25 protein-coding genes and 1 other RNA gene are annotated in these 26,287 nt (G+C 54.0%); 19 read left to right on the plus strand and 7 right to left on the minus strand.

Translation table 11 applies throughout. The features are described 5' to 3' along the window. The first annotated feature begins 44 nt into the window (after nt 1–44). Genes purE through G0Q06_RS03050 form a run of 6 tightly spaced genes read left to right on the plus strand, consistent with a single transcriptional unit; the run spans nt 45 to nt 5,859 of the window. A complete protein-coding gene (gene purE, locus G0Q06_RS03025; protein ID WP_163962333.1) occupies nt 45–545 on the plus strand; it encodes a 5-(carboxyamino)imidazole ribonucleotide mutase in 501 nt (166 codons plus the stop codon). Further along, nucleotides 542–1,681 carry a 5-(carboxyamino)imidazole ribonucleotide synthase gene (locus tag G0Q06_RS03030; RefSeq protein WP_163962335.1) on the plus strand — a complete coding sequence of 380 codons (1,140 nt, stop codon included), beginning with the start codon at nt 542–544 and terminating at the stop codon, nt 1,679–1,681. Before purE ends, G0Q06_RS03030 begins: the two co-directional genes overlap by 4 nt. Further along, nucleotides 1,678–3,294: a fatty acid CoA ligase family protein gene (locus tag G0Q06_RS03035; RefSeq protein ID WP_163962337.1), complete on the plus strand. Its 1,617-nt coding sequence runs from the start codon at nt 1,678–1,680 to the stop codon at nt 3,292–3,294. Before G0Q06_RS03030 ends, G0Q06_RS03035 begins: the two co-directional genes overlap by 4 nt. Continuing rightward, nucleotides 3,291–4,301: an NAD-dependent epimerase/dehydratase family protein gene (locus tag G0Q06_RS03040; protein ID WP_163962339.1), complete on the plus strand. Its 1,011-nt coding sequence runs from the start codon at nt 3,291–3,293 to the stop codon at nt 4,299–4,301. The genes G0Q06_RS03035 and G0Q06_RS03040 overlap by 4 nt, the downstream gene beginning before the upstream one ends. Nucleotides 4,302–4,352: 51 nt before the next feature. After that, complete coding sequence (locus G0Q06_RS03045) at nt 4,353–4,808, plus strand: acyl-CoA thioesterase (protein ID WP_163962340.1); 456 nt, start codon at nt 4,353–4,355, stop codon at nt 4,806–4,808. 25 nt (nt 4,809–4,833) lie between these two features. Next, the gene (locus G0Q06_RS03050; protein ID WP_163962342.1) at nt 4,834–5,859 is read left to right on the plus strand and encodes a Gfo/Idh/MocA family protein; all 1,026 of its coding nucleotides are present in this window, start codon (nt 4,834–4,836) and stop codon (nt 5,857–5,859) included. A gap of 9 nt (nt 5,860–5,868) precedes the next feature. Here the strand turns inward: G0Q06_RS03050 and ssrS are convergent. Further along, a non-coding RNA gene (gene ssrS, locus G0Q06_RS03055) (6S RNA) lies at nt 5,869–6,052 on the minus strand. Nucleotides 6,053–6,171: 119 nt separating this feature from the next. Between ssrS and G0Q06_RS03060 the strand changes: the two genes are divergently transcribed. From G0Q06_RS03060 to G0Q06_RS03075, 4 genes are all read left to right on the plus strand, one after another. Continuing rightward, nucleotides 6,172–7,236 (plus strand): hypothetical protein, encoded by a 1,065-nt coding sequence (locus G0Q06_RS03060; RefSeq protein WP_163962344.1) that lies wholly within the window; start codon nt 6,172–6,174, stop codon nt 7,234–7,236. A gap of 49 nt (nt 7,237–7,285) precedes the next feature. Then, the gene (locus tag G0Q06_RS03065) at nt 7,286–7,852 is read left to right on the plus strand and encodes an RNA polymerase sigma factor (RefSeq protein ID WP_163962346.1); all 567 of its coding nucleotides are present in this window, start codon (nt 7,286–7,288) and stop codon (nt 7,850–7,852) included. Next, a complete protein-coding gene (locus G0Q06_RS03070; RefSeq protein ID WP_163962348.1) occupies nt 7,845–8,459 on the plus strand; it encodes a hypothetical protein in 615 nt (204 codons plus the stop codon). The genes G0Q06_RS03065 and G0Q06_RS03070 overlap by 8 nt, the downstream gene beginning before the upstream one ends. Nucleotides 8,460–8,548: 89 nt before the next feature. After that, complete coding sequence (locus G0Q06_RS03075) at nt 8,549–9,823, plus strand: tetratricopeptide repeat protein (RefSeq protein WP_163962350.1); 1,275 nt, start codon at nt 8,549–8,551, stop codon at nt 9,821–9,823. Here G0Q06_RS03075 and G0Q06_RS03080 read toward each other — a convergent pair. Continuing rightward, nucleotides 9,820–10,938: a tetratricopeptide repeat protein gene (locus G0Q06_RS03080; RefSeq protein WP_163962352.1), complete on the minus strand. Its 1,119-nt coding sequence runs from the start codon at nt 10,936–10,938 to the stop codon at nt 9,820–9,822. The genes G0Q06_RS03075 and G0Q06_RS03080 overlap by 4 nt on opposite strands. 69 nt (nt 10,939–11,007) lie before the next feature. Next, nucleotides 11,008–11,859 carry a PEP-CTERM sorting domain-containing protein gene (locus G0Q06_RS03085; protein ID WP_163962354.1) on the minus strand — a complete coding sequence of 284 codons (852 nt, stop codon included), beginning with the start codon at nt 11,857–11,859 and terminating at the stop codon, nt 11,008–11,010. Nucleotides 11,860–12,086: 227 nt separating this feature from the next. Here G0Q06_RS03085 and G0Q06_RS03090 point away from each other — a divergent pair, with 227 nt between their 5' ends. Further along, nucleotides 12,087–12,656, plus strand: coding sequence for a restriction endonuclease (locus G0Q06_RS03090; protein WP_163962356.1), 570 nt, complete (start codon nt 12,087–12,089; stop codon nt 12,654–12,656). A 71-nt stretch (nt 12,657–12,727) separates the two neighbouring features. Here G0Q06_RS03090 and G0Q06_RS03095 read toward each other — a convergent pair whose 3' ends face one another. Continuing rightward, nucleotides 12,728–13,549 carry a hypothetical protein gene (locus G0Q06_RS03095; RefSeq protein WP_163962358.1) on the minus strand — a complete coding sequence of 274 codons (822 nt, stop codon included), beginning with the start codon at nt 13,547–13,549 and terminating at the stop codon, nt 12,728–12,730. Between the two features lie 274 nt (nt 13,550–13,823). Between G0Q06_RS03095 and G0Q06_RS03100 the strand changes: the two genes are divergently transcribed. From G0Q06_RS03100 to G0Q06_RS03115, 4 genes are all read left to right on the plus strand, one after another. Further along, entirely contained in the window at nt 13,824–14,855 is a 1,032-nt protein-coding gene (locus G0Q06_RS03100; protein ID WP_163962360.1) for an ARPP-1 family domain-containing protein, read from the plus strand. A gap of 64 nt (nt 14,856–14,919) precedes the next feature. Continuing rightward, on the plus strand, nt 14,920–15,291 hold the full coding sequence (locus G0Q06_RS03105) for a rhodanese-like domain-containing protein (protein WP_163962362.1): 372 nt from the start codon (nt 14,920–14,922) through the stop codon (nt 15,289–15,291). Between the two features lie 113 nt (nt 15,292–15,404). After that, complete coding sequence (locus G0Q06_RS03110) at nt 15,405–17,021, plus strand: SulP family inorganic anion transporter (protein WP_163962365.1); 1,617 nt, start codon at nt 15,405–15,407, stop codon at nt 17,019–17,021. Between the two features lie 12 nt (nt 17,022–17,033). Then, nucleotides 17,034–17,735 carry a pseudouridine synthase gene (locus tag G0Q06_RS03115; RefSeq protein WP_163962366.1) on the plus strand — a complete coding sequence of 234 codons (702 nt, stop codon included), beginning with the start codon at nt 17,034–17,036 and terminating at the stop codon, nt 17,733–17,735. A 61-nt stretch (nt 17,736–17,796) separates the two neighbouring features. Here the strand turns inward: G0Q06_RS03115 and G0Q06_RS03120 are convergent, their stop codons facing one another. Further along, nucleotides 17,797–19,467: a choice-of-anchor J domain-containing protein gene (locus tag G0Q06_RS03120; RefSeq protein WP_163962368.1), complete on the minus strand. Its 1,671-nt coding sequence runs from the start codon at nt 19,465–19,467 to the stop codon at nt 17,797–17,799. Between the two features lie 519 nt (nt 19,468–19,986). Here G0Q06_RS03120 and G0Q06_RS03125 point away from each other — a divergent pair. Continuing rightward, on the plus strand, nt 19,987–20,754 hold the full coding sequence (locus G0Q06_RS03125; RefSeq protein WP_163962370.1) for a hypothetical protein: 768 nt from the start codon (nt 19,987–19,989) through the stop codon (nt 20,752–20,754). Between the two features lie 64 nt (nt 20,755–20,818). On the opposite strand, the gene G0Q06_RS03130 is transcribed toward G0Q06_RS03125, so the two are convergent. Both G0Q06_RS03130 and G0Q06_RS03135 read right to left on the minus strand, forming a co-directional pair. Then, nucleotides 20,819–22,339 (minus strand): Lcl C-terminal domain-containing protein, encoded by a 1,521-nt coding sequence (locus G0Q06_RS03130; protein WP_238710234.1) that lies wholly within the window; start codon nt 22,337–22,339, stop codon nt 20,819–20,821. 22 nt (nt 22,340–22,361) lie between these two features. After that, complete coding sequence (locus G0Q06_RS03135) at nt 22,362–22,805, minus strand: hypothetical protein (protein WP_163962371.1); 444 nt, start codon at nt 22,803–22,805, stop codon at nt 22,362–22,364. A gap of 143 nt (nt 22,806–22,948) precedes the next feature. Here G0Q06_RS03135 and G0Q06_RS03140 point away from each other — a divergent pair, with 143 nt between their 5' ends. The 3 genes from G0Q06_RS03140 to G0Q06_RS03150 all read left to right on the plus strand — a co-directional run bounded on the left by G0Q06_RS03140 (nt 22,949) and on the right by G0Q06_RS03150 (nt 26,283). Then, on the plus strand, nt 22,949–23,617 hold the full coding sequence (locus G0Q06_RS03140) for a response regulator transcription factor (RefSeq protein ID WP_163962373.1): 669 nt from the start codon (nt 22,949–22,951) through the stop codon (nt 23,615–23,617). Continuing rightward, a complete protein-coding gene (locus G0Q06_RS03145; RefSeq protein ID WP_163962375.1) occupies nt 23,618–25,132 on the plus strand; it encodes an ATP-binding protein in 1,515 nt (504 codons plus the stop codon). 104 nt (nt 25,133–25,236) lie between these two features. Beyond that, nucleotides 25,237–26,283, plus strand: coding sequence for a hypothetical protein (locus G0Q06_RS03150; RefSeq protein WP_163962377.1), 1,047 nt, complete (start codon nt 25,237–25,239; stop codon nt 26,281–26,283). Nucleotides 26,284–26,287: the final 4 nt, after the last annotated feature.

The following is a 26,287-nucleotide window of genomic DNA, read 5'->3' on the forward strand; positions in this document are numbered from 1 at the left end:
AAAGGGATTGCCCATCCTGAAAGGCTGCGCTTAGTTCTGGAGGTATGAAGGATAATGAATCGGCACGGGTGGGAATCATTATGGGAAGTATTTCCGATTGGGAAACCATGCAGGAGGCGGCGGCCCTTCTCGATGATCTGGGCGTTTCCTATGAGAAGAACATCGTGAGCGCCCACCGGACACCTGAGAAGATGGTGGAATATGCGCGCACAGCGGCCGACCGCGGCTTGAAGGTGATTATCGCCGGGGCCGGTGGGGCGGCCCACTTGCCCGGAATGACTGCCTCGATGACGCACCTTCCGGTCCTTGGGGTCCCGGTCCGCAGTCGTGCCCTCAGTGGGATGGATTCGCTTCTTTCAATTGTCCAAATGCCGGCAGGAATTCCGGTTCCAACTCTGGCAATCGGGGAGGCCGGGGCTAAAAATGCCGCGCTCAGTGCCGCGGCAATTCTTGCCCTTGAAGATGAAGGCCTACGCGACCGTCTCATAGCTTACCGGGAAGGCCTTCGGGCGAAGGTGGAGGCCATGGAGTTGCCTGAGGCATGAAGACCCTTTTGCCAGGATCAACCATCGGCATGCTTGGCGGCGGGCAGCTCGGCAGGATGTCGATCCTTGCCGGGCGCAAACTTGGATACCGTTTCATAGTCCTTGAGCCCAGTTCCCACAGTGCCGCCGGAATGGTTGCCGACCAACAGGTGGAGGCGGCCTATGATGACCCGGATGGCCTCCGGGCCTTTGCAGGACAAGTTGACCGGGCAACCCTTGAGTTTGAGAATATCCCTGCCCGCTCACTGGAGATACTCGCTGAATCGGTGGAGGTGTTTCCGGGGCGACTGGCCCTTGAAGTGTGCCAGAATCGCGGGCGCGAAAAGCAGTTTCTGAAGGATAACAAGATTCCCTGCGCGCCCTTTGCGATTGTCAGGAGCCTGCCTGAACTTGAGGAGGCAATTGGAAGAATCGGATTGCCCGCAGTCCTGAAGACAGCGGATTTTGGATACGACGGGAAGGGACAGGTCCGGATTGATCCGGGGATGGATCTTGCACAGGTCTGGTCTGCCTACGAAGGCCACGCGGCAGTCCTTGAAGGATGGGTGGAATTCAGCGGCGAGTATTCTGTAATCTGCGGTCGAAACGCAGAAGGGCAGTCCTGTGTGTATCCATTAATTCATAACACCCATCGCAATCATATCCTTTTCACATCTGTCAGCCCGGCTGGTGTGAGTGCTGTCCTCGAGAAGCAGGCGCAGGAGCTTGCCTTGAGCATTGCTGATGGCCTCGACCTTGTCGGGCTGGTCGCCGTGGAGCTTTTCCTGACTGGCAACGGCTGGGTGGTCAACGAGATGGCCCCGCGCCCGCATAATTCGGGCCACCTGACGTTTGATTCCCACATGACGAGCCAGTTTGAACAGCATATCCGGCTGGTCTGTGGCCTTGCCCCGGGATCCGCGCAGCAGCACACGCCTGCCTGCATGCTCAATGTTCTGGGTGATGTCTGGAAGAACGGTCCGCCCGACTGGGCAGGAATTCTCGAGGATCCGCAGGCAAAGCTGCATTTGTACGATAAGGGGGAACCCCGTCCGGGTCGCAAGATGGGGCACATCACATTTCTGGGTGACAATCCGGAAGATTGCCTCGCCCGTGCTATTGAATGTGACAAACGATTGTACGAGGCAATCCGATGAGCGGTGATTCCTCGGCCAATGTTGCGCGCTTTCTGCTTCAGCGGGCCCGTGAGCAACCCGAAGGCTGTGCCGTGATGGCGCCCAATGGTCGCATTCAAGGCGGACAGATTCGCTACGAGTCGTTGAGCTTTGCGGAGTTGCAGGTGCAATCCGGCAAAGTCGCTCATGGGCTGCGCGCAAGCGGTATCGGACCGGGCCAGCGGGTACTCCTGATGGTGAAACCCGGTAGTGATCTCATCCGTTGCTGTTTCGCCCTTTTTAAAGTGGGTGCAGTCCCAGTGGTGATCGATCCGGGAATGGGGCTGAAGTCCTTTCTCAGTTGTGTCGAGAGAACACGCCCGGCGGCAATCCTGGGGGTTCCCCTGGCACAATGGATCAGCCGCCTCTTTTACCGCAAATTCCATTCGGTGGAACACCGCATCGTGGTGGGACGCGGATTCAAGAAGTGGTATGAATCCTTTTCGGCTGAGGATTATCCGATCAAGGAGACCCGCCCCGACGAGCTGGCCGCGATCCTCTTTACCTCCGGTTCAACCGGTGCTCCAAAAGGCGTATGCTACGGACACGGTCAATTTGATGCGCAGGTCCGGCTGATCCGTGATACCTTCTCCATTGAGCCTGGCGAGGTGGACCTGCCCATGCTGCCAGTGTTCGCCCTTTTTAATCCGGCTCTGGGAATGACGACGGTTGTCCCGGAGTTGAACCCCGGAAAGCCAGCCACAGTCGAACCTGCCAAAATTCTTCAGGCAATCAACCAGTGTGGTGTGACCAACAGCTTTGGCTCCCCGGTGTTGTGGAAGAAAATCGCGGCTTACGCGGCGACGACAGGTCAGACCTTTCCCGGTATGCGGCGAATCCTTATGGCCGGTGCTCCGGTCCCGCCGCAGCTTGTGCGCCGCCTTCAACCACATTTTCCAAACGCCCGGATCTGGTCGCCCTACGGTGCCACGGAGTGTCTTCCGGTCAGTGCGGTCGACGGGGAGACCATTTTGCGTGAAGCGAAGCAGTCGGTTCAATCAGGGGCAGGCACCTGCGTCGGAAAACCTGTATCGGAAGTACAAATACAAATAATCCGTATCACGGATTCGGTAATTGCCACGCTTGAGAAGGCGGAACTGCTCCCTGCAGGCGAAATCGGCGAGATTATCGCCACCGGTCCCAGCGTGACCAAGTCTTATGACGGCCTTCCTGAGGCCACCGCGCGGGCCAAGATACGGGATGGGGAAGGGCGCCTTTGGCATCGCATGGGAGATGCGGGATATTTTGATGCCTCCGGACAATTGTGGTTCTGCGGCCGCATTGCCGAACGCGTGATGACACGGGAAGGCCCGATGTATACGGACCGATGCGAAGGCATTTTTAACACAATCCCCGGTGTCAGTCGTTCCGCCTTGATTGGACTGGGCGAGGCACCCTGCCAGGTGCCGGCAATTGTCATTGAGCCGGAGAAGGGGATGAAACCCAGCGAGTGGGATATTCTCAAGGTCGCAAAGGACCATGAGGTGACGCGTCCTATTGAGAAAGTATTTTTCTATTCCTCATTTCCGGTGGATGTGCGCCATAATGCAAAGATTCACCGGCTCACCCTCAGCAAACGCTTTCAGGAAAAATGAAAATCCTTGTGACTGGCGGCGGTGGCTTTCTGGGTCGCTATATTGTGGATGGCCTTCTCTTGAAAGGTCACAGGGTAGTGGCTTTTCAGCGCAGAGCTCATCCGGAGCTTGAGGCACGCGGGGTTGAAGTGGTTCGCGGTTCCCTTGGGGAACGTGAGTCCCTCACCCGGGCCTTGCAGGGATGTGATGCCGTTGTCCACACAGCCGCCAAAGCCGGGGTCTGGGGTTTACGGAAGGATTTTTTTGAAATTAACCACGAGGGCACCCGGAACGTCTGTGACTGTATGCAGGCCCAGGGAATCCAGAAACTGGTCTACTGCAGCACGCCCAGTGTTGTCTTTAACGGGGAGGCCTTCGAGGGTGCGGATGAATCGCTCCCGTACGGACGCAATTGGCTCTGTCATTACGCGGAAAGCAAGGCACTCGCAGAGGAACATGCCTTGCAGTGGGGGAGAAGTGGCCACGGCAAGGTAATCGCTCTCAGGCCACATTTGATCTGGGGGATTGGCGATCCCCATTTGCTTCCAAAAGTCATCCAGCGAAGCAGGGCGGGGCGCCTTCGTATCATTGGTGACGGAAATAACCGGGTTGATATCAGCCGGGTAGAGAATGTGGCCGCGGCACATTTGCTCGCTCTCGAGGCTCTGGATAGGCCAAGCGCGGTGAACCGGCCCTATTTTATTTCCCAGGGTGAGCCGGTCCGCTTGTGGGAGTGGATCAATTCTCTTCTGCGCAAAGTGGATGTTCCCGTTTTGCAAAAGAAGATATCCCTTTCCGCTGCCTACCGGATCGGAGCCGTCTGCGAAGGACTTTGGGCGCTTGCCCAGCGCCAGTCGGTTCCGCCGATGACGCGCTTCGTGGCTGTGGAGCTGGCCAAGAGCCACTGGTTTTCCATAGAGGCTGCGCGCCGAGAGCTAGGCTACCGTCCGGAAGACTTTCCGATTGAGGAGGGGATGGACTGCTACGCCAAGGCCTGGTTGGAGGGGAATACGCCAGAAGAGGCATGATCGACCCCGGTTCGTTGACTTCCTTTCTTAAGCGAATATCTAAAAGGTATTATGGCAGCCCGACTTCCCGGACATTTCTATTTTGAGACAGAGACCTACTACGATCAGTTGGACGGTCAGATGATCCTGCACCATCCCCGATACTTCGTCTTCATTGAGCGGGCCCAACAGGCTTGGATGGAGGCGGTTCTGGGAGCACCCCGCTTTGACTGGCGGAATTTTCCGGACATGTACCTGGTCGTACGCAAGCTGGAGGTTGAATACCTCTTTCCCATTGAGGGAGTATGCGACATCACAGTGGTCCTTTGGCCGGAGAGGATTCGCGCCGCCAAGTTAGTCATGGGTTTTGAAATCCGCAGTCCGGATCTTGAGCGGGTTTATTGCCGGGGCACCCGAGTGAATTGCAAGGTCAACTGCGAGGATCACAAACCGGTCTTCTGGACCGACAGGTTTATCGATCTGGTTGAGAGCGCCTGCCTGATGGCAAAACAGGCTCGACAGATTTAGGTCTCCTGACCAAGGCTCTTCCTCCATGAAGGGTTTCCAGAAGGAATGTAATATCCGTTGTGCGGTTATTGGATACGGCGGTGCCTTCAATATGGGCAAGGTCCATCTCGACCAGATGCAGGCCGCCGGCATGAAGCCAGTCGCCGTGGTGGAAATAGACGCATCGCGGCTGGAGGTTGCCAAAAGCGACTTTCCGGGTATCCAGATTTTCACGACAATAGGCAGTATGCTGAAGGAGGCAAAGCCGGACCTTGTAACAATCATCACGCCGCACAATACACACGCAGAACTCTCCATGAAGTGCCTTGAATCCGGGGCAAGCGTGGTCTGCGAGAAGCCCATGGCAATCACGCTCGAAGAATGTGACCGGATGATTGCCGTGGCAGAATCCAAAGACCTTTTATTGTCTGTCTATCACAATCGCCACTGGGATGGCTGCATCCTGGAGGCAGTCGATCGTATCCGGAACAAGGATGAAATTGGTGAAGTGTTTCGGGTGGAAGCGCATATGGGTGGATTCAGCCAACCCGGCGACTGGTGGCGATCCAGTCGCAGTATTTCGGGAGGGATTCATTACGACTGGGGCGTGCACCTCATTGAGTATGCACTTCAGGTGATTAATTCCAAAGTGGTTGAGGTGAGCGCCTTTTCAAAGGAAGGGGTCTGGCAGACTAAGTGGGGTAAGGATACCAATCAGGACGAACTGACGGCCATTGTCCGCTTTGCCAATGGATCTTTGCTGAATTTGCGGATCACCCATCTGGATTCGGAACCACCCAAGGGGGAGGTCGTGTTTACCGGCACGGCCGGCAAATATTTCATGACCCAGAACGAGTTTGAGTTGGTTCAAGTTCGTGGTGACGAAAAAACGATCAAACGGGGAAAGAATCGTCCAGCGGAGACCGAAAAGTACTATCTGAACATAGCTGCCGCCCTGTCCGGGAAGGCTGAATTGGTCATAACGCCTGATTGGAGCCGGCGGACAATGGAAATACTGGCCCTTGCGACGCGAAGTGCGGCTGAAGGCCGTGCACTGCTGGTGGATTCCTGAGGAAAAACAAAGCCCTCCGGTGGTGCCGGAACGGAAATCCTAGCTCTTATCCTATTGTAAGAATAGGTGGGTGCCCCTGTTCCCGCTTTTGTCTTCCGGTTTACGGCATGACAGCCACGGGACTTTGGAACTCCCGGTGATGTTGAATCAGGGAAGAGCGCTGCAGAAATCGCTTCGCACACCCCAGAGGGCTTAAAATGAATTCCATACTATGAATCAGGCGGAAGGGCTGCGTCAAATGCTTTTGGCCGATATTCGATTCTGAAAGTTTTTTGTAACCTTCCGCCGGATTTGCCCGAATATAGGGGTGATATGAAAATTAAATTCCAAATTGCCTGGTTTCTTGCCATTGCTGCCCCGACCTTGCCGGAGGTACTTTATGCAGGGGGCGTGAACGAGAACCAGATCCCTGAAAATGTCGAGTGGCTTGTCCATATCGATGCTGACCAGCTCCGGGCGACCCGCTCGGGAGCCCTCTTGATTGAGGAACTGATTGCAATCAGTGAGGCTAATATGGGGCCCGAAGTCCCAATCAATCCGGTTCTGGCCATCAATGGCATCCGCAGCCTGACAGCTTTCGGCACAATGCCTGACTTTGAGAGTGGCGCTGGCCCGGTGGACGGGGTCCTCGTTCTTGAAGGAACAGAGGAATTGATGCAGGTATTCCGCGGGCTTGTCTCCGGAATGGAACTGGAGAAACCAGAGGCTATCGAGCGAGTGCAGGTTGGAGACAACTCGATTCTCAAGCTGAAAGGCGAAGATTTCTCAGGGATATTTCTTGAGGATTCGCGAATTGCGATTGGTAAGTCCCAGGTTGCGCTGGAAAATTACCTGTCTGTTGAAGGAGGAGAGCAAGCACACCTCTCGTTGGAAGAGCGCTTTACTACAAACAAACTGGGTGAGGATTCAGGAATCTATGTCGGTGCTTTCATTGAAGGACTGAATGGCCTGCAGCAATTGCCCGCGCAGGCGAGGATTCTTCAGCTGACCAAACAGGTTTCCCTTCAGTTGGGTGAATCTGGTGACCTCCTGCAGTTATTCGTCTCCCTCGGAACGGATAGTATCAAGACCGCAACCCAGGTGCATGACGTCCTTCAGGGAATGATTGCCTTGATGTCAATTACCCAGAGTGGCAACCCGGATTTGGCGGCGCTTATCCAGTCGGCAAAGGCGCTCCGTGAAGACGCCAATGTCCACCTGCAGCTGGCCTATCCAGTCGAGGCGGCAGAAGCCTGGATTGGGATGATTTCCGATTTGATTGCCGCCAAACAGGCGGAAGAGGCAGCTGAGGCGGCGGAGGCTGCCGCTGCGGAGCAAGAACTCGAAGAAAGCGCTGATGAGGCGCCCGTAGAGGAAAGTGTGCCACCGGCAGAGTAGGGAAGATTTCCGGAAAGGAATTTCCTGGTCTTGAAAAAATGAAAAACGAATGATGAGCTTGGCAATGGTTCAGACAGCCAGCGACTTATACGCAGCCCGTGGTAAGCCAGATTTTTCATCGCTTGCGAGGCAGTTTTATGAGCCCGTTTATCGGTTCATCCTTCGGCAAGCGCCGACGGCGGAAGATGCTGCGGACCTGACCCAGGAAACCTTTATCCGGGCGCAAAAGAATTTCGGGCGTTTTGATCCTGAACGGGAGTTTGCTCCATGGCTCTTCACAATCGCTCGGCGAACAGTCGCTGACTTCTATCGCCAGCGCAGGCAATTGCACGAACTGCTTGAGGATGGGCATGCTGACCCTGCTCCCGATCCGCGTGAATGCCTTGATGTGGAGGAGAGTGTGGAGCAGCTCTGGAGTCAGGCCCGAAAGCTAAAGCCAAAGTATCATCAGGTCCTTTTGCTCCATTACAAAGAGAACTTAAGCCTCAAGCAGACAGCGGTTGCGATGGGACTCACCACAGTACATGTGAAAGTCCTGCTGTTCCGGGCCCGCTCCGCCTTGAAGCGCCACTTGCCTGCCAACACCCTTATCGAGGAGGAAACAAATCATGAATAAATGGATCGCTAAACAGTTCATTGCATTTTCGGAAATCACAGGACGACCTGTACCGCGCCTCGTGCACAAACTTGTTTCCCGGGAGGTTCTGGAAGAGGAGTCCAAGAAGGAGCATCAGTTCACGGAAGCATTGCGTGGAGAAGGCCGGAGAGAATCCATTCCTTCATCGCTGGTCGACCAATTGGATCAAACCCTTGGCAAGCAGGAGGTAAGCGCGGCGCGCCAGCCGACCGAAAACAAGTTGATCTTTCCGCTTTGGGCAACAGCTGCGGCAGCAGTTCTTCTTGTTTCACTTACGATTTTCATGCCTGACCCGTTTGAAGAAGACGAACAAACGCCTGTACTGGTTGAAAGCATTCAAACAGTTGAGACTCCACCGGCCGAGGTCGCTGTTTCCCCTGTTGAAACCAATCTGCCTGGCTTGCTCTTACAATCGGTCAAGCGTGATTTGGTTGTTCAGCCCATGTTGCGTGAACAAGAGCGTCTGGCAGCAGACATGACCAATGCTATCCAATACATGGCGGACAGTTTTCTTCCAGACCGCTATGCCGAACGGGTGAATGAAAACCTGCGCTCCTTGAAAGACGGCGTGACCAAATCCATTTAGGGGACGTGGCCTTCCCGGGAGAATTTGCCCGTCCCCCTGATCCTTTTGGCTTGGTATATCCCGGAATACGGTTTGGATGAAGATGTTGTATGAAGTGTCGTTTACTCATCCTCTTCATTGCTATCGGTTTTCCATCTATTTTATTCGCCCTGTTGGATAACGAGCTTGTGGCGCAATTCATCGAATCGCCTGAAACGGCCCGGTCAGAATTTGCAGCAGGCAAACTTTCCGGACTTGGGGAATCGATCAGTGCGGCGGTGTATGCCAGCTTGAAGAAGGGCCAATCTGAAAAGGCGCTCACACTCTTGTCAATCGGCGTCGAAATTTTGCCTGATGATCCGCATATCCTGGGAATACAAGGGGTTGTTGCAGCCTTGGCGGGTGAGATCGAGACCGCACTTGTGCTGTTGGAAAATGCCTATGTCTGGAACCGGGAAAATGCTCTTGTGAACTACAATTTGGGCAATCTGCTTGTCCAGTCGGGAAGCGTTGCCAACTGGATACGTGGCAAGCATTTGCTTCTCGGGGTCATGGATTCAGATGATGCTGATATTATTGAGCGGGCAGGGTTGACCCTTCTCGTGAATCAACGGATTCCCCTTCTTCCGGAAGAGACACAGACTGTCCATGCCCGACTCGAAAGCCTTTCCGTTTTCAGGGCGGACAATCCCGGTCTCTCCGGCGAGGCACGTGAGCTCATTCGCTTGCGTCTGGCGGGTGCGGAGGAAGCAACAAATCCTGTAGTGGAAAATAGTGACACGGCTTCGGCAGAGGATTTGAGCCTCACGATGGAGGAGGCCAAAGCAACCGATCGTTTTCACGAATTGAAACCACTCGCCTTAGCCGCGATTGAAGAGGGCCGCCCAACTGAGGCATATAAGGCGCTCTATTACGCATTTATGGCGGGAGTCCCATTTTCCCTGAGTGAATTGAATCAGCTGCTGGATCTGTCGAGAGAGCAGGGGATCTTGGTGGAAACGGTGCGAATTGCTGAAGGCCTGGTCAAAAAGTCCCCCGATGATCCAGGCTTGCTGAATGAGTATTGTTATTACCGTTTCCTGGCTGGGGAAAATGCGGCGCAGACCCTAGGTTCAGCGCGGGAGCTGGTGGCCGGTGCGCCGATGGTTCCTGAATTCAGGACGACCTTGATGCTTGGCCTGCTCGTCTCCAAGCAGGAGAAGGAAGCCTTGAAAGTTCTTGAGGAAGTGCCGTTCGACCTGACTGTTCCCGATACGCGGATCAAGCTAGTTTATGCATGTGTCCTGGCAGCCAATGAACAATCTGTAGTGGCTGACGGAATACGGGACAGCATTCCGTTGGAGGATTTACTTCCTGCTGAGCTGGATTTACTTGAGGCCTTCTAATTCACGCCGTGAAGACTCATCAAATAGCGCTCTCGTGGGAGTAGCTGATCCCGTTCTTCCGGGCGGAGAAGTTCGTCCCCGGGCATGCCCAGAAGCATCGCCAACACTCGCAGGTGCCGAGCCGTTGAGAGAGGCACATCCGGCATGTCGCGCGCAAGTCCCTGTGCTAATCCTTGCTGGCCGTTCAGGAGAAAGGACAATCCCAGGACAAGCCTGTATTCGAAGATCTCTGGATAGCTCGCAAGCAGGGATTCCAGACGCTGGTGGTGCTCTGCCTCATACCCGTCGATGAGCAAGCGCAGATAAGAGACAAAACTCTCCCATACTGGCTGGGTCTCCAGAGATCTTGGGGCAAGGCGCTCAACAAGTGGAGCCAACGGAGTTGGATTGCCTGCATAGTAATAGGCTCCAATCAGTTTCACAAGATACTCGGGATTGTCCGGATCTTCAGCCAGCTGTCTTTCCATGAGCTGTTGGAGAAGAGCCCATTCACCTTTTCGAGATAAAAGAGAGGCCAGCTTGTTTGTTTCCCCGGCATCCGCCGTCGCCACCGCAAGGGATAGATTGGCAACCTCGTAACTTGGCTCAGGCTCCTGCCCGGTTATCGGGAGATTAACTTGTTCCGCATATGCTTCTGCGCTTCCCATTCTTCCCTGCCGCGCCAAAGAATAAAGCCACAGCCGCTGTGTTTCCGGATTATCGCCGTCTGCCTGAACCAGCCGGTTCAGGAAAGGGAGTCCGACTTCCACCTTACCTTGCCTGAGGATGGCCCGGGTGACGGTCCGGAGCTCGTCGACTGGCAGATCTGGTTGATCCAGAACGCGTTCCCACCAGACTACGGATGAGGGATCCCGCTGTTTCAGGAGGGCTCGGGCAACCAGCAGGTCAATGCGGGAATTTCTTGTGTCCAGATAATGGGCGGCAGTTCCCAGACGGGTGGCGTTCGCCCAATCCTCTTCAAGAAAGGCCGCCTCGGCTTGCGCGAAAAGACGTTCCGACCGGTATTTGTTCGAGACATCACGGATCTGTGAACGGAACAACCACCCGAGGAGTACGGCTGCACATAGAAGCAGGCCAATACCAATGAGAGCTTTGCGGATTGTCTTGATTCTCATGGTTCCAGAAACGAACAAGCCCACGAAGACGGTTCCGTGGGCTTGTGTCGAATGAAATGGCTCCGGTATCTATTTCTTCAACCGGCGGCGCAGAACAAGAATCCCTGCCATGCCCAGAACTGAAAGCAGGCCAATCGTGGCCGGCTCAGGGACTGGTGGAGCGATAAACACACTGTTCATGAATCCATCAGCGGGATAGGTGAGGTTGTCTCGGTTGTCCCAGGCCCAATTGTTCATGTTGAAAGTCATCTCGATATCGTAGAATCCCTGATCGGCCGGAGAAGTGTTGTTCTCTGTCAGTTGGAAAACAGCCTTCAATGTGCCAGTGACACCTGTGGGTTGATTGGTGGCTTGAATCACGCCGGGCAGGGCTTCGATGCCCTGCAGTCCCGAGACGGTGACGTCCAGGTTGTAGCTGTGAAAGATCCCAATATCGTTATCATTGTTATAGATGGAAAAGCGCGCTGGCGAGGGTGTCGGGGCCTGGTCGTCATCCGAGCCGGAAATTTTCAGGTTGGCTTCCGTCCAATACGTGCCGTCAAACCCGTCAAAGGCCATGCTCCATGTGTCGACGGTCGAAAAATCAGTATCATAGATCTGCATGAACCCGGGGCCGTTATTGCCTGAGGTATTGCCTACGCCCGGATTTCCGCTCGGATCGGTCGAGTAGAAAAATGATCCGTAAATCTGGTTCACGCTTGGACTCCCATCCACAGTGAAAAACCGGATGTCCCGATCCCCGATGGTAACAAAATCCACCGGATTTGTCTTGGTTTGTAAATCAGCCAGGCTGTTGTATCGGGTGGCTGTTGTCGTGTAGCCAAGACGGTCGGTAATAAAGGCAGTGGGGACTTGGGCCGATAGAAAACCACCGGATAAGAGGAGAAGACTGAGCGAAAGGAGAGTGCAGCGTGTGTTCATGGTCTGGGTTGTGTAAATGCGTTATATGAGGAAGAGACCCTAATCTAGGGCATTCACGATCTCTGTCAATCCTTAGTAAGCTCGCGGCTCTGTAAGGATATTGTGCGGGCTCTGTTAATAACCGGTCAAAATATGGTTTATCGAATTGTAAAATTGACAATTACGCACGGAAATTTTTCGTTATCCTCAGCGTTTATCGGATACATATTCACAGGGGGAGACGCATCATGGAAACATTAGCACACACACCAGAAGTTGAGGAAACGGTCACGAGTTTGACGGAAAAGGAGCTGTACCGGTTGTGTTGTAACCGGTGGAAGGAAGTCTGCGAGCTATTCTGCCGCAAGCTGGGATTTGAGGTAGAAGAGATGACTGGGAAGAACCAGCGGTTTTTTCTCAAGAAGAAAGGCGACAACACAATTTTGGCCTATGCGAAATGCTTCAAGTCCTGGAACCGGGAAATAACGGTTGGGGATTTATCTGGTTTGGAGAAACGGATGAAGATGATGGGGGTTGAAAACGGGATTATCTTCACCCGTAGTGGCTTTTCTAGAGATGCCCTCGATTATGCCAAGGGGAAGTCTTTCGACCTGATTACGGTCCGGGTCCTCCTGAATGATATATTAAAGCTAAAGGCTGAGGAAATCCGAGAGATTGAATCCCTGGCGCGTAAGATTTTCTTCCTCGCTCCCTGTTGTCCACAGTGTCGCAAGCCGATGATTCATGCCAACAATCAGGTTGGTGGGTTCTGGCGCTGTAGCAACTACCCCAGGTGCAATGTGACCTATATGAATTAGGCGAAAGCTGCCCTCAGCCTGATTCCGAAGAGCATAGAAGAATTCTACACTCGGGCGTTCATCTGAGGTTCCTAACTTTCCTGCGGTAATTGATCTTCGGGATCGCTAGCCAACCAAAGGGCATAAGCCGAACAGATCATCGGGAAGAGGGCTTCCCTTATCTCTGGTGGAGTGTTAATCCCGAGACTTGCCTGAAATGACCAGTTCAGAAAGGTGAGCAAGCAGCCCAGAAGTATGGCGACAGCCGGGATGGCGGCAGACCTGCGGTGACCCTTGGTGTACAAGTAGAGCAGTGAGAACAGGAGGGCGATGGCACTGATGTAGAAGGGTTTGTCGATCGCCTGAAAATTCTGGTAGACGCCCAGAAGGAGAAAGGCATGCACCAAGTACAGGTCTGGAGTACGGAAACCCAGGAAGCGTCTGGATTGTGTCGCGTGGAAGATCAGACCGGCGACGGCGAAGAGGGCGATCCCATACCGAACAGAGTGATCTACCAAACCCTTCTCCATGTTGTGCAGGTTGAATTCCTGCTGCTCATTGACTTTGGCAAGTGGTTCCGGTGTCTCAAATCCGATCAGGCGCTGCCCCCATGAGATTTCTTCTCCAGCGGCTAGCAGAAACCCTAGGCCGGCAAACAGGAGAACCATTCCCTTGAGTCGGTGATAACCCGGTAATCGGGTCGCCCGGTATCCAGCGCGGGCAAGGATGAACCCGGTCAGGGCGAGGAAAATGAAACCCGAATACTCAACCGGTCCGTCCTCCCACGCTAGAATTTCCAGTAGCGACGGATTGAGGACAAGAATAACGGATGACAATACCAATACAGCAACCGTGGTCCAGAAGGCAATTTGGGACCATTTTGTCGAAGGGACGATGTGATCGGCAGAATTCACGGTTAAAGCTCGTAAATTCAACGGAACCCCCTTTGTCAAACTTTTGCCGTGCTTCGACTACTGCGCTGGCGCCAATATTTATTGTGGGTTGGATAGCCATGGGATTTCTTCCCCAAAGGCTCATCGAAAGGTGTCGTGTTGTTAGAATATTTGGGTCTTTTCACTGCATCGGACCAAGGATGTCCGACCCCGGGTGCTAAAGTGATGTGCTTGTGGCGATCGCTACACGCACAAAAGCAACAGTATCAACCCGAAAACGGAAGGAACCACCATCATGACAAAACATCCCATCAACCGCATTGACGTCCGCGAACCTGTCACCGTGCAGAACCTGACCCTTTTTCCCTTGTATCTGTCGCAAACCGGGGGGCCTGAATACATCTCTTCATCGGAGGCCCTTGAGGACCATGGAATGGTCGTCAAGGAAGTCAGCGATGATGGGGCGGTCCCGAACCTTCTGGTGGAAAATCCCTCCAGTCATTGTGTTCTGTTGCTTGACGGGGAGGAGCTGCGGGGGGCCAAGCAGAACCGGATCGTTAACACGACCCTTCTGTTGGCTGCCCGCAGCCGAACCGTCATTCCGGTGAGTTGCACGGAAAGTGGCCGCTGGAGCTATGATTCGCCGACGTTCTCCCACAGCAAGACCGTCATGCCGGCGAAGGCCCGCCGCAAGAAAACGCGCTCCGTATCGGCCTCGCTCGCTTCGATGGCCAACTACACATCGGATCAGGGAGAGGTATGGAACGAGGTGGATGAGCTGCATGCAAAGGTGGGTAGCTATTCCGCGACAAGTGCCATGTCTGATGCCTATGAACAGATGCGCGCGGACTTGGAAAGCGCCATCGGGAAAATTCCCGTGCAGGAGGGTCAGTTTGGCCTTTTAGCCATGATCAATAACAAGCCGGTTGGCCTGGATTTGATTTCCCGCAAACAGGTGTATCAAGTTTTGCATTCCCAGCTTGTGAAGAGCTACGCCATGGAGGCGATTGCCGCCCGCCGCGATCCGCAAGCGAGCTCTGCACCGGGGAAAACCGATAAGCCCGATCCGGACCAGAACGCGCTGTTGGCGGCCAAAGCCTTTCTTGAGCGCTGTGCGGCCATCAAGGGCGATCCGTTTGATTCGGTCGCGCTGGGAACCGACTGGCGGTTTGTCAGCGACTCCATTGTCGGCTCCGGCTTGGAAGTCGATGATGCTTGGGTTCATATGGCATATTTTGTCGACGAGGCGGAATCGCATCGCCAGTCGAGCCGGCTCCCGGGAACGATCGCGCGGCCGTCCCGACGCTCACGGTTTCGCCGGGAATAAGCGGTGTTGAGGCCTGCCGGAGGGAGCTTGCCAAATCCCTCCGGCGGTCAACACTCCTTTCTCTATGCAATGGATTGCCCTCATCTTCATCCTGGCCCTGGTGGTCTTTTTGCTGCCTCGGCTCAGTTGGATTCCCGTTGACCAAGCTGCCGAGCGACTGAAGGCCGGCGCGGCTCTTGTCGATGTACGAAGTCCCGGCGAATTTGCTTCTCAGCGTATACCCGGGGCTATCAATATCCCGATGGGCTTTGTTGCCGCTGACCTGCAGAAGGAAGGCCTTGAGCCGGACCGGCAGATTCTCCTGCATTGCGCGAGTGGAGCCCGTTCAGCCGCTGCGATGAAAGAGCTCCAGCGAATGGGGTACAAGCAGGTCTGGAATGTCGGTAGCTTCAGCCGGGCAAAAAAGGTTGAGCAGGCTACCAAAGCTAATCGTTGATAGCTGCCTCCGCTACTTTTCCCAGCTTAACGGTTTACATTTCCTGAGAATAGTCCTTAACCGCCCAAGAGAATGTGCACCCTCGTGCGCATTTTTTTTTAATCTAATCAGGTATGTTTGATATTTTCAGAAAAACGAGCGGGTCCTACAAGGACGACATTTTATCCGGACTGACCGTTGCCTTGGCTCTTGTTCCGGAAGCAATTGCCTTTTCCTTTGCCGCTGGTGTGGATCCTTTGGTGGGGCTTTGGGCGGCGGTTTTCATGGGCTTCATCACCTCGGCAGCCGGCGGACGGCCGGGAATGATATCGGGGGCGACTGGAGCTATCGCGGTTGTGGCAGGCAAGGCTGTCCAGCATGGGGATGCACTTGGGGATGGCCTCGGGCTGCAATACCTCTTTGCCGTTATCATGCTGGCCGGCCTGATACAAATCCTTCTTGGGGTGCTCAAGTTGGGGCGTTTTATTCGTCTGGTCCCGCACCCAGTGATGATTGGTTTTGTGAACGGGTTGGCGATTGTCATCCTGATGGCTCAGTTTCCTTCATTCCAGAACATGGAGACCGGGGAATGGCTTTCCGGTGCACCGCTGATGATTATGGCCGGCCTTGTTATCCTGACGATGCTGATCATTCAGTTCCTGCCAATTTTGACAAAGGCTGTCCCTTCCTCCCTCGCTGCCATTGTCGTGGTTGGCCTGATCGCTTTTTTCTTTTTCAAGGACACGGCCACCGTATCCAATGTGTTGGCCCAGTCGCCGGGTAATCCCAATGGTATTTTATCTGGCTCATTTCCACTCCCTTCGCTCCCGACCGGGATTGCCTGGGGAACCGAATGGTCCTTCATCCTGAAGACAGCTTTCATCGTGGCCATGGTGGGCGTGATCGAATCGCTCATGACTCTCCAGTTGATTGATGAAATCACGGAGACACGCGGCCATGGCAACCGGGAGTGTATCGCGCAGGGTGGGGCGAACTTCCTTTCCGGCCTCTTTGGGGGAATGGGCGGTTGCGCCATGATCGGACAATCCTTGATCAACATGAAATCCGGCGGGCGCGGGCGCGCATCCGGTCTCACCGCTGCCCTGGCGCTGGCCTTTTTTATCATGGCGGGCGGTCCTGTCATCCAGCAGATTCCGATCGCCGCTCTTGTCGGGGTGATGTTCATGGTGGTGATCGGGACCTTTGAGTGGTCATCGTTGAAGACCTTCGGAAAGGTCCCTTTCTCGGAGATAATCGTCATTGTCGCGGTGACTCTGGTCACGGTCACCCTGCACGACTTGGCCACGGCGGTATTTGTCGGGATTATCCTGTCGGCCCTGATTTTCGCCTGGGAAAGCTCAAAGCATGTCTTTGTCACGATTGAAAAGGAAACCCCAGAGGAGAAGATCTATGCGCTTCAGGGCTTGCTCTATTTTGGATCTGTCCGGGAATTCATGGACCGCTTCCAGGCAAGCTCCGATGTGAAAAATATCGTCATTGATTTTGGTCATGCACGGGTCTGCGACATGTCTGGGCTGGAGGCCATCAACGCGCTTGGGGAACGATACCGTAAATCCGGCAAGACGCTGCATATCCGTCACTTGTCCGCAGACTGCCGCCGGATGCTGGAAAAGGCCGGGAGCATGGTGGACGTCGAGGTGTTGCCCGATGATCCTGACTATACGGTTGCCCGCCTGCGGGGAATGCGTTCAACTCCTGAGGATGTGACTGTTCCGGACGAAATGCACTAGAGGGATCCTGGCATGCTGGAAATCCTGTATCAGGACGATCACTACATTGCGGTGGACAAGCCGGCGGGGCTGCTGGTCCACCGGACCCAGATTGATCAATCCGAATCACAGGCGTGCGTGCAGATCCTGCGCAACCAGATCGGCCGCAGGGTGTATCCCTGTCACCGATTGGACAAGGCGACAAGCGGGGTCTTGTTTTTCGCACTGAGTCCGGAGGCCCTTGCAGCCGCAAACAAGGTCTTTGCCTCAGGAGGAGTGGAGAAAATCTATCTTGCACTTGTCCGTGGATGGGTCACGGAGGCAGGACGCCTCGATTATCCGCTTGTCCTTGAAGAGGAGGGCAGGGGAGAGAATACGCTCCCGAAGGTTCAGGATGCCGTCACGGCTTACCGGCCGCTCAAGCGATTTGAGGTAAACAAACCGCTGGGGAGATACCAGACAGCGCGATTTTCATTGATTGAATTGAGACCGGAAACCGGCCGGCGGCATCAGCTCCGCCGGCACATGGCGCACCTACGGCACCCGATAATCGGGGACACAACCCATGGAGACGGGCTACAGAACCGCTTCTTTCGAGATGAGTTTAATTGTCATCGGCTCCTCCTGACGGCAATCTCCCTAAAGCTCGCTCACCCCATCAATGGGGGCGAACTCCACATCCAAACATCTCCCACGGAAGAGTTCTTCCATCTGAATGACAGCGCAATGACCTAAAAAAAGGCCCACCGCAATCGCGGCAGGCCTTTTGTGTAGAGTGTGAGTATCTGGATACAGATTAAAACGCTGGAGGAACAGGATCGCCGCCAACAGCGAAGTAGTGGATGCGATCGCGGGCACCGCCACCAGCACCTGGCGCTGTTGCCGTATATTGAATCGCAATGTGGACGGATTGACCATCGAAAGCGGAGAGATCTACTGCCCCGCTGTGAGTCACCGTGCTTGTGCCCGTGTCAAGAGTTACGGGGAGCGGGGTCCATGTAGCAAGTGTCGGGTCGCCGCCAGCGTAATTTGTTGAGACTTGGACAACCAGGACGGGCCCGCTGAAGCGACGCTCGTGCCCAAGTAGCAGATAGCAATTCTGTAGGATGCTCAGATCAATTGCTGGTGAGATCAACCAGTCATCTGAAGGACCATCGGAAGCAAATCCGTTTCCTTCCATGTAGTTTTCAACCCCAGCAGTATTGTATGTCCACGTGAGGCTGCCTGCGACATCAAAAATAGTGAAGTCATCCAACCCGGTTGTGAATTCCTGTTGGTAGACAAGACCAGCTACATCTGTAACGACGACAAATTCAGAGGTACTGGTACCACTCAAATTCGTTACATCTACAAAGCCGGTACCTGCAGCAACTGGAACCGTCACATCGAGAGCGCCTCCGGATTGGGTGAACCCTGCCGCAGTACTGTTGATCGTGACAGCTGAAGCCAGTTCCAAATCGTTTCCAGTCACCGTAACCGTTTCGCCGACACCGGCAAAGACCTTGGAAAGGCCAAGTATTTCGGGTGCGGGAGCAGTCTCAAGGACCTCGACACGGTAGAAACCCTTTTCGCCTGCTAAAGGGATTGTCTCGGTGAATGTTGCTGGTGACCCAGTTCCAATCAAAGCCTGCCCAGGAACATCCGCAAAGCCGTTCAAAATGGTTGAAGTCTTCAGGCGGTAGAAAACGTCGAGTTCCGTATCAAAGGTGATATCCAAGTCCGTTCCGGTCACTGATGGGGTCAATTCAGGAATAAGGATTTCTGGAGGAGGCGGGGGTGCCGTGTCTCCATAAACTTCCAGATTATCGACTAGAATCGTCTCGTTGTTGGATGAGTCAGACTGCCGCAGAGCGAAGGAGTCCAAGTTCTCTCCCAAAAAGACTCCAGTTCCGACGATCGTTTCTGCTCCGACCGTCAAGGAGGCAATACCTGTATCCAGATTAAATTCCAAGGTTACAGAAACGGGCGTATTGAAGCTGAAGTCGGTGGTAAGGGTGGCCTCGGCAGTGCTGCTGCCAGAGGCAATTCCAAGCGTGTAGTCACCAGTAAGGGGATCGGCTGGTGCCTGAACGTCCACGCGTGCGCGGAAATTAAAGGATCCTTCCGTCATGAAGTGGGCGAAATACTCAAAATCGGTGCCACCAATGACGGCGTCGTCATTTACCGTGATATCAAATGTGGCAGTCAGTAGACCCGTGCTCTGCGCAGTGAAGAGAACATGAGTATCCTCTGAGGGTACGCCATGCTGAACGACAGCCTGGTTGCTGGTGACGAGCAGATCACCGAATGTTCCGCTGTGGCTGGTCCAATCGCTTCCCGGTCCTGGGTTGGGAGTGCTGCCGGTTAGCGATCCGTCTGCCCGGTCAAAATTATCGGAGGCAATCAGGAATGGTTGAGCCGTGGCCTGAGAAGCTATGGTGACCATGCCGATGAGGGCGAGGCCAAGTATCTTGAGAGAAGTCTTCATGATATAGTGATATTTATTGAGATTACGGTGTGATTGAGAGGTTTACTTGTTAATAGTCATAAAATAGGTAAAAAGCCCTACTTGTTGTCTCAAGGATTGTGCATGTCTGGTTAGAAATCAACCCGATAGTGAGACGATTAGAAAAATGTTATTCACAAGGCTTGGAGATGGAGGGTAGGCCCTGGCCCGATTGGGCCGAAAGAAGTGTAAATGTGCACATGATCGCCTTCTGAAGCGCGCCAGCTCTTTGATGGCTCAAGCACTTATTTAAAGGCATGAACCTGAATATCGAAAGCTTATCTAATCTGGCGTCTACAAGGCATAAGGAGCTTAAATTACTGCTTGAACGAAGCGCGCCTATCGGGATTGAAATTGACCCATTTGCTCAATCAACGGGATAATTCGGGTAGTCCCGGCCTGTATTGGCCACGGTTATGCCGCCCCCCTTTTGCCGTCTGGATTCACCAGGAGACAGAGTATTAATAACGACACCCCTCAATAGTATTGGAGAAATTAAATATGAGAAACGGTAAATGGAATCGTCTTGGCCTGATCATGGCTGTCTGCATCGGATTTGTCAGCCAGATCCTGAATGCTGAGGAACAAAACCTAGCCCAGGTTTATTTTATAACGGCCAAGATGGGTCACGAAGCTGATTTGTATGAGAAGATCAAAGAGCATGCGGCCTGGCGGAAAGAAGCTGGCGACCCTTGGGCATGGTCTGTCTACCAGACAGTTACTGGGAGTGAGCTTGGAAAATATGTCATCCGCTCGGGAAATCATGGCTGGTCCTGCTGGGACGCCTACGAGGAGTTCAATGCCACAGCCTCTGCTGAGTGGAACGAGCATGTGGCCCCGCACGTTGGATCGACCACGAGTCTCATCATGGAGGATGCGGGAATCGCTGATTGGCCGACGGAGCCCGGATCGGCAAATTTAATTGATGTCTACTGGTACGATTTGAAACCGGGGACGATGGAAGCGTTTTTCGAGTCGGCCAAGATGTATCACAAGGCCATCCAGGAGAATGATCGCGATGTACATTACTCCTTCGCCAAGACTGTCAGTGGCGGCCCGTCCAATCGGATTGTCCTTGCCCTCCCGTTTGCCAATTATGCGGCAATGGAAGGACCGGATGAGGATCTGAGGGAGTTTTTCGCACGCGTCATGGATGAGGAAGACCTCAAGACTGCTGGCGAGAAGTGGATTGGATCCATTGATTCTACTGAAGGCTACATCATTCGCTTTCATCCCGAGCTGTCCGTGCTTCCTGATCACGAAGAGTAAAGGCAGGACAAGTTTTGTCTTAATGAAGGGGGCTCTTACTGAGCCCCCTTTTCTTTTTGAATAATCAGTCAATCAAGCCGCCACGAACCGCCCGTACATAGTTGTAAATGCGGATATCATCTCCTTGCGGACCAAACCCGGTCGGGTAGTCATCCGGATCCCCGGTTTTGGGATCGCTACGGATAGCCCCGGCACCGTGGACATCGATCAACTGGTAATTGCCGAAGGAATCCTGCATGTAACCAAGGGACTGGCCGAAGCAGACATATGCGGCCTTCTTGGCGTTGGGTCCATCCACATGGGAGTTATTGGTCCAGAAGTAGGCCTGTTCATTTGAGATCTGGAAGATGGGATCAATGGCGGCCCTGCGCCGGGAAGGGTCGGACGCTTCGGGAGCTCTTGTGTAGTCGACAATGCTTTGCAGCTCTTTTCCGTTGGGCAGGCGCCAGTCGTCATAGCCGGCATATTCCAGGTCCTCCGCCCACTCGAGGGCTTGTTCCCAGTTCAGGGTGCCGTCGCCGAATTGGCCTGCCTGCAAGTGGCCGCTATCGATCTTCGTCCACATGAGCCCAGTTGCCTGGTCGGTGATTGTGCCATCGGCGTTGTCTTGAAAATTGTTGATCCCGTAATCCGTATTGCCGCGGACATATTTGACATCAAACAGCTTCCGGGTGCTTGGATATCCCTTGATCCGGCCATCGGCAAAGTTAACGCCGAAGACGGTCGCATTGTTGTTCATTGTCGTGCCTACATACTCAGTCGAGGAAACATATTGTGCATCAATGAAACGCTCACCGGAGCTGGTGTCCCCATACGCAAAATTGAAGAATTCCGTATCGATGTAGGGAATAGAGCCTTCAGCGCTGAAGCCGGTGACGCCGCTGTATTGGAATATTGACCACAATTCCTTGATGGTGGGCAGGCGCCAGTCATCATAACCCGCCAGTGCAAAACTGGAAGCGCCGGATGATGCCTCGGCAAAGGTCAACTTCTGTTCCACGTAATCCTGCTGCCACATCAGTCCGGTTATCAGGTCGGACACGGTTCCGTCCCCATTATCACGGTAACGTGGCTGAGTGGTGTCATACTGGGCATCCTGCCCGTAAAGGGGCTCTCCTTTTTCAGGCGGACTAATGGCGAAGCCGGTGTTGTTATAGCAATTGACCTGGGCCGTATCCACGATCGGATACTTCAGTGTTGCCGAGGGATGGCTTTCACCGAAGTAATCCAACCGCGAGGTGTTGAGGTTGATCATCTCGATGTGTTTCTGCGGTTGTGAAAGGTGCAACCATGCACCGGATTCCAGTTCATGAATCCAGGGATAATAGGCATCGCTGGCATAGTACCAGCCATTGCCGAGCGCCGACCGGCCCTGATGGGAACCGGTCGACGAATTGTAGACAACAAAGCCGGAATCGGATCCCTGAACAGACAACCATTGTGCGCTTTCCGCCGACCAGAGATAGGGCAACTCGCTATTGTAAAACCATCCCTCTACAGCCTGCAGGGAGGCTGAGAGCGAGAAGGCGATTAGGGCCAGTCTGGCCGAGTGTGTGTTGAGTGCGGATAACTTAATGAAGTTCATGGTTCCGTTCCGGTTGATGGGGTCAGTATTTTCTATTAGCGTCGTCGCCCTGTCCAAGACTTTCTCGATGTGGTGGCGGGCCGGGCCGTCGGCTGTGGAGCTCTGTAAAGGTTTCCACCAGTTCGGATTCAGACAGCTGCTGATCTCCATCCACATCAAAGGCCATGACCAGGTCGGTGGCCATTGCGGCAAGATCCGGTTCCGGCCGGGGTGGACGGTCTGTATCCATCTTGCCACGACGCGGCGGTGGCGGCCGATTTTCATGAAGGAAGGTCAATGCTTCCGTCAACTCGTCTGCATCAAGCGCCAGAGTCGAATTGGCGTCGAAATCGACGACAATCCGTGCCGCCACTTCTTCCGCGGACGGTGGCTGGGGTCGATTTTCCGGTCCCTGGCGTTGCCCGTAAGCAGGGGAGTAAATGGTGCTGAGGGCGAGAGCACCCAGCAGAATGCTGATATGTTTCATTGTTATTCCTTTTTTTGTTTTTTTGTTTTAATCAACAGCGGCATCCTACAGGACAAAAATGAACAAACCGGGCACGGTTAGATGACAAAAAATTCATTTTCTAAAACTTGCTCCCTGATGTTTACGCTTTTAGACCATTGAGCATGAGGGTGCTTGTTGTTGAGGATGAGGCGAAGATCCGAAGCTTTGTGGTAAAAGGCCTCAAAGCGGAGGGATTCAACGTCGACACTGCAGCAAACGGTTCTGATGCGCGCCTTATGGCTCTCCAGACCCCCTACGATGCGATTGTCCTTGATATCATGATCCCCGGTCAGGACGGGATTAGTATCCTGAAGGAGCTGCGCGAAAAGCGGATCAATACACCGGTGATCCTCGCCACGGCCCGCGGTGGCCTTGAGGACCGCCTACAGGGGCTCAATCTTGGCGCTGATGATTATCTGCCCAAGCCGTTTCACATAGATGAGTTGGTGGCCCGGCTCCGGGCTGTTTTTCGACGTTCCTCGGGAGCCCTTCTCAATCTTGTCAAAGTGGAGGATTTGACGATCAACCTGGGTACAAGGGAAGTGAAAAAAGGATCTGAAGCAGTGGAGCTCACACCCAGGGAGTTCAATCTTCTGGAGCTTCTCATGCGGGTACCGGGCCGCGTCTACACGCGCACTCAAATCCTCGAGACAGTCTGGAACTATGATTTTGATCCGAACACAAATCTTGTTGACGTCTACATCAAGCGGTTACGGGCCAAAGTCGACAAGGCTGAACCGCGCTTGATAGAAACCGTGCGTGGAGTGGGGTATCGCATCAGAAAGGGTTGAATGAGCTTAAGACCAAAAACCTGGCGCGTGCAAATTGTCCTGCTGATGATCCTCGTCAGCGGGATCTCGCTGGGCATATTCATCGTCGTCTTCTGGCCGACTGTAAGGATTTCCAACTACAAACGGTTTGATGCGGAACTGACCTCAGCCGCGTTGAAGGACGGCCTGCCGTTTGTCTCACTTTTTCATCCACAGGGGCCTCGCCCGCGTCAGCTCGAGATGACCAAGGTTCAGCTTGATGGGGAAGCCGCAGCCTTTTCCTTTCGCGATCTCAATGATGGCCGGACCTATCAAAGTGGAAATTGGCCGGACCTTCTGGATTCCGGGGATCTATCGAGGAGAATTGTTGATCTATATGTGGCACAGGGAATGGAATTTCCCGAGGCACCCCGGATTGGACCTGATCGACTGGGACGGGAGGGATCCGCCTGGAGACCGCAGCCCCCGCCAGGCGCTCCTCCTCCAATTGCTGCCGGACCCCGCCTTGACCGGGTTGTTTTTGACTCGGTTGAAGTCGATGATCAACGCTGGCGGGTATTGGGCTTTTCCGACGGCGTACGGGTTTTTGTGGCCGTGCAAAGCCTTGCTGCCGTTGAAGAGGAACTGGCAGACTTTTCAAAGGCCTTGCTCATGGCGGTTCCCGTGGCCCTTGTCTTTGTCGGCCTTGCGGCATGGGTTTTTGCAGGGCGTGCAATCGCCCCTGTGAAGCGACTGATCCACGCCACAAGCAGCATCACCGCGCAGGACCTGGATATCCGCTTGGATGCTTTAAACGAACCAGAGGAATTTGCCGACTTGATCAAGGTCTACAACGCGATGTTGGATCGCCTGGAAAAGAGCTTTGAACAGGCCGGGCGTTTCAGCGCGGACGCCGCACACGAGCAGAACACCCCCTTAATGATTTTGAAGGGCCATCTTGATGAACTTCTCCAATCGGCTGAGCCGGAGTCCCTTGCCCAGCAGCAGGCGGCGACTGCCTTCGAGGAATCAAAACGACTCCAGGACATCATTGCCAAACTCCTGACTTTGTCCCAGGCAGACAGCGGTCGCTTGCCATTCACGCCTGTTCAGGTGGATTTTTCCGGGCTTATTCTCGAAATTCTCCAGGATGTTGAGGTGATGGCCCCCGAGCTGACCATTGATCATAAAGTGGCTCCCAGCTTACACGTTAAAGGGGATTACAGCCTTCTACGGCAGTGTGTCTTCAATCTCTTTTCCAATGCCATCAAGTATAATCGCCCGCACGGTTTCATCCGGGTGGCCCTGTCCGAGTCTGGGGAGTTTGTTCGCTTGGAGATCACCAATGCAGGCGAGATAATCCCTGTGGATCAGGCAGATCGCCTTTTCGACCGCTTTTACCGGGCCGATCCATCCCGGAATCCCGAAATCGATGGGCGGGGACTCGGATTGTCCCTGGCGCACGAATTTGCCCGCGTTCACGATGGGCAATTGAGCCTGCAGCGGAATGATCGGGACGCTATTGCGTTCCGCTTGGATATTCCCGTTTCCTCTTGAACGGACAGGCCCGAATAGAGTTGCCAGACCCGAGGAATAGAGGAATACTAAGCGCTTACGACGGCCCCCTGAATACGAACCTCAAACCGATCAGGGTGATTAAGATGAAACGCGGAATACACAGACTCTTCGGCGGCCTCGTGGCTACCTGTATATGGATATTTGGATTTGGAATTGTTAATGCACAGACCGTAGACATCGGGGATTTCCTGATATTGGATTCAGGGAAGACTTGGGAAATGGAAGGAAAGGGAAGCCTGACATTCTCGGGCGTGGTTCTGGCACCGGATGTGATTTTTGATATCACAACCTCGGAGGGAAGTGTCCTTCATGGGTCGCCGACGCAAAAGATGATTCTTGAGGGCTGGGGTCAGGCCCAATACAGCATTTTCACCATGTCCTTTTCAGTCGTGCAGACCCTTGAGTTGCGGCTTGATTCAACCGGGCTCTATGTTCATTCCCGCATCGGGGCGATTTATCTCAACGGGGTGCTGCAGGATGAGGATCAGGAAGTCTATAACACTCCGGCAAAGATTCTTCCTAGAATGATTACCGTCGGAAATACCTATTATTTCACTGCAGACCTTAGTACCGGAGAAGTGCCGGATGCCGTTGAAGTGGATAGTATTGAAGTTGTCGATACGTCATTGGGTCCGGTCGAGACAATTAAGCTCAGGCTGTTTTCCGGGGGCGAGCAACCCTTCATTCTATGGCTGGGTCGGAATGTCGGGACCGTCAAGGTACAGATTGACACGACAAGCGGCGGGGACCCGTTGGGGCTCTTTGCCATCCTGACAGACACAAATGTCCCATGGGCGACGGCTGGTGTGGATGCCCTTTGGTCGGCCACCGTGAACACGGGTGACGGCTGGCGGGAGGCTGAAGGCTTGGGCTCCTTCTGGGTTCCGGACACGGACTCTCCGTGGATAGGGCATCATGGTTTTGCCTGGGCCTACTGTGACGGTGATCTGACAAACCTCTGGCTATACTTGCCGGGAGCGGGCTGGTTCTGGACAAGCTCGGAATTCTACCCGTTCATGTACAGTGACAGCCGTGGGGAAATCTTGTACTATTTCGATCTCGAGGGTTCCCGGATATTCTGGAGCTTTATCCTGAACGACTATCTGGATCTGGCTGTTTCCGGATCGTAGTTCT

It is taken from the genome of Oceanipulchritudo coccoides, assembly GCF_010500615.1.
GTDB lineage: Bacteria > Verrucomicrobiota > Verrucomicrobiia > Opitutales > Oceanipulchritudinaceae > Oceanipulchritudo > Oceanipulchritudo coccoides.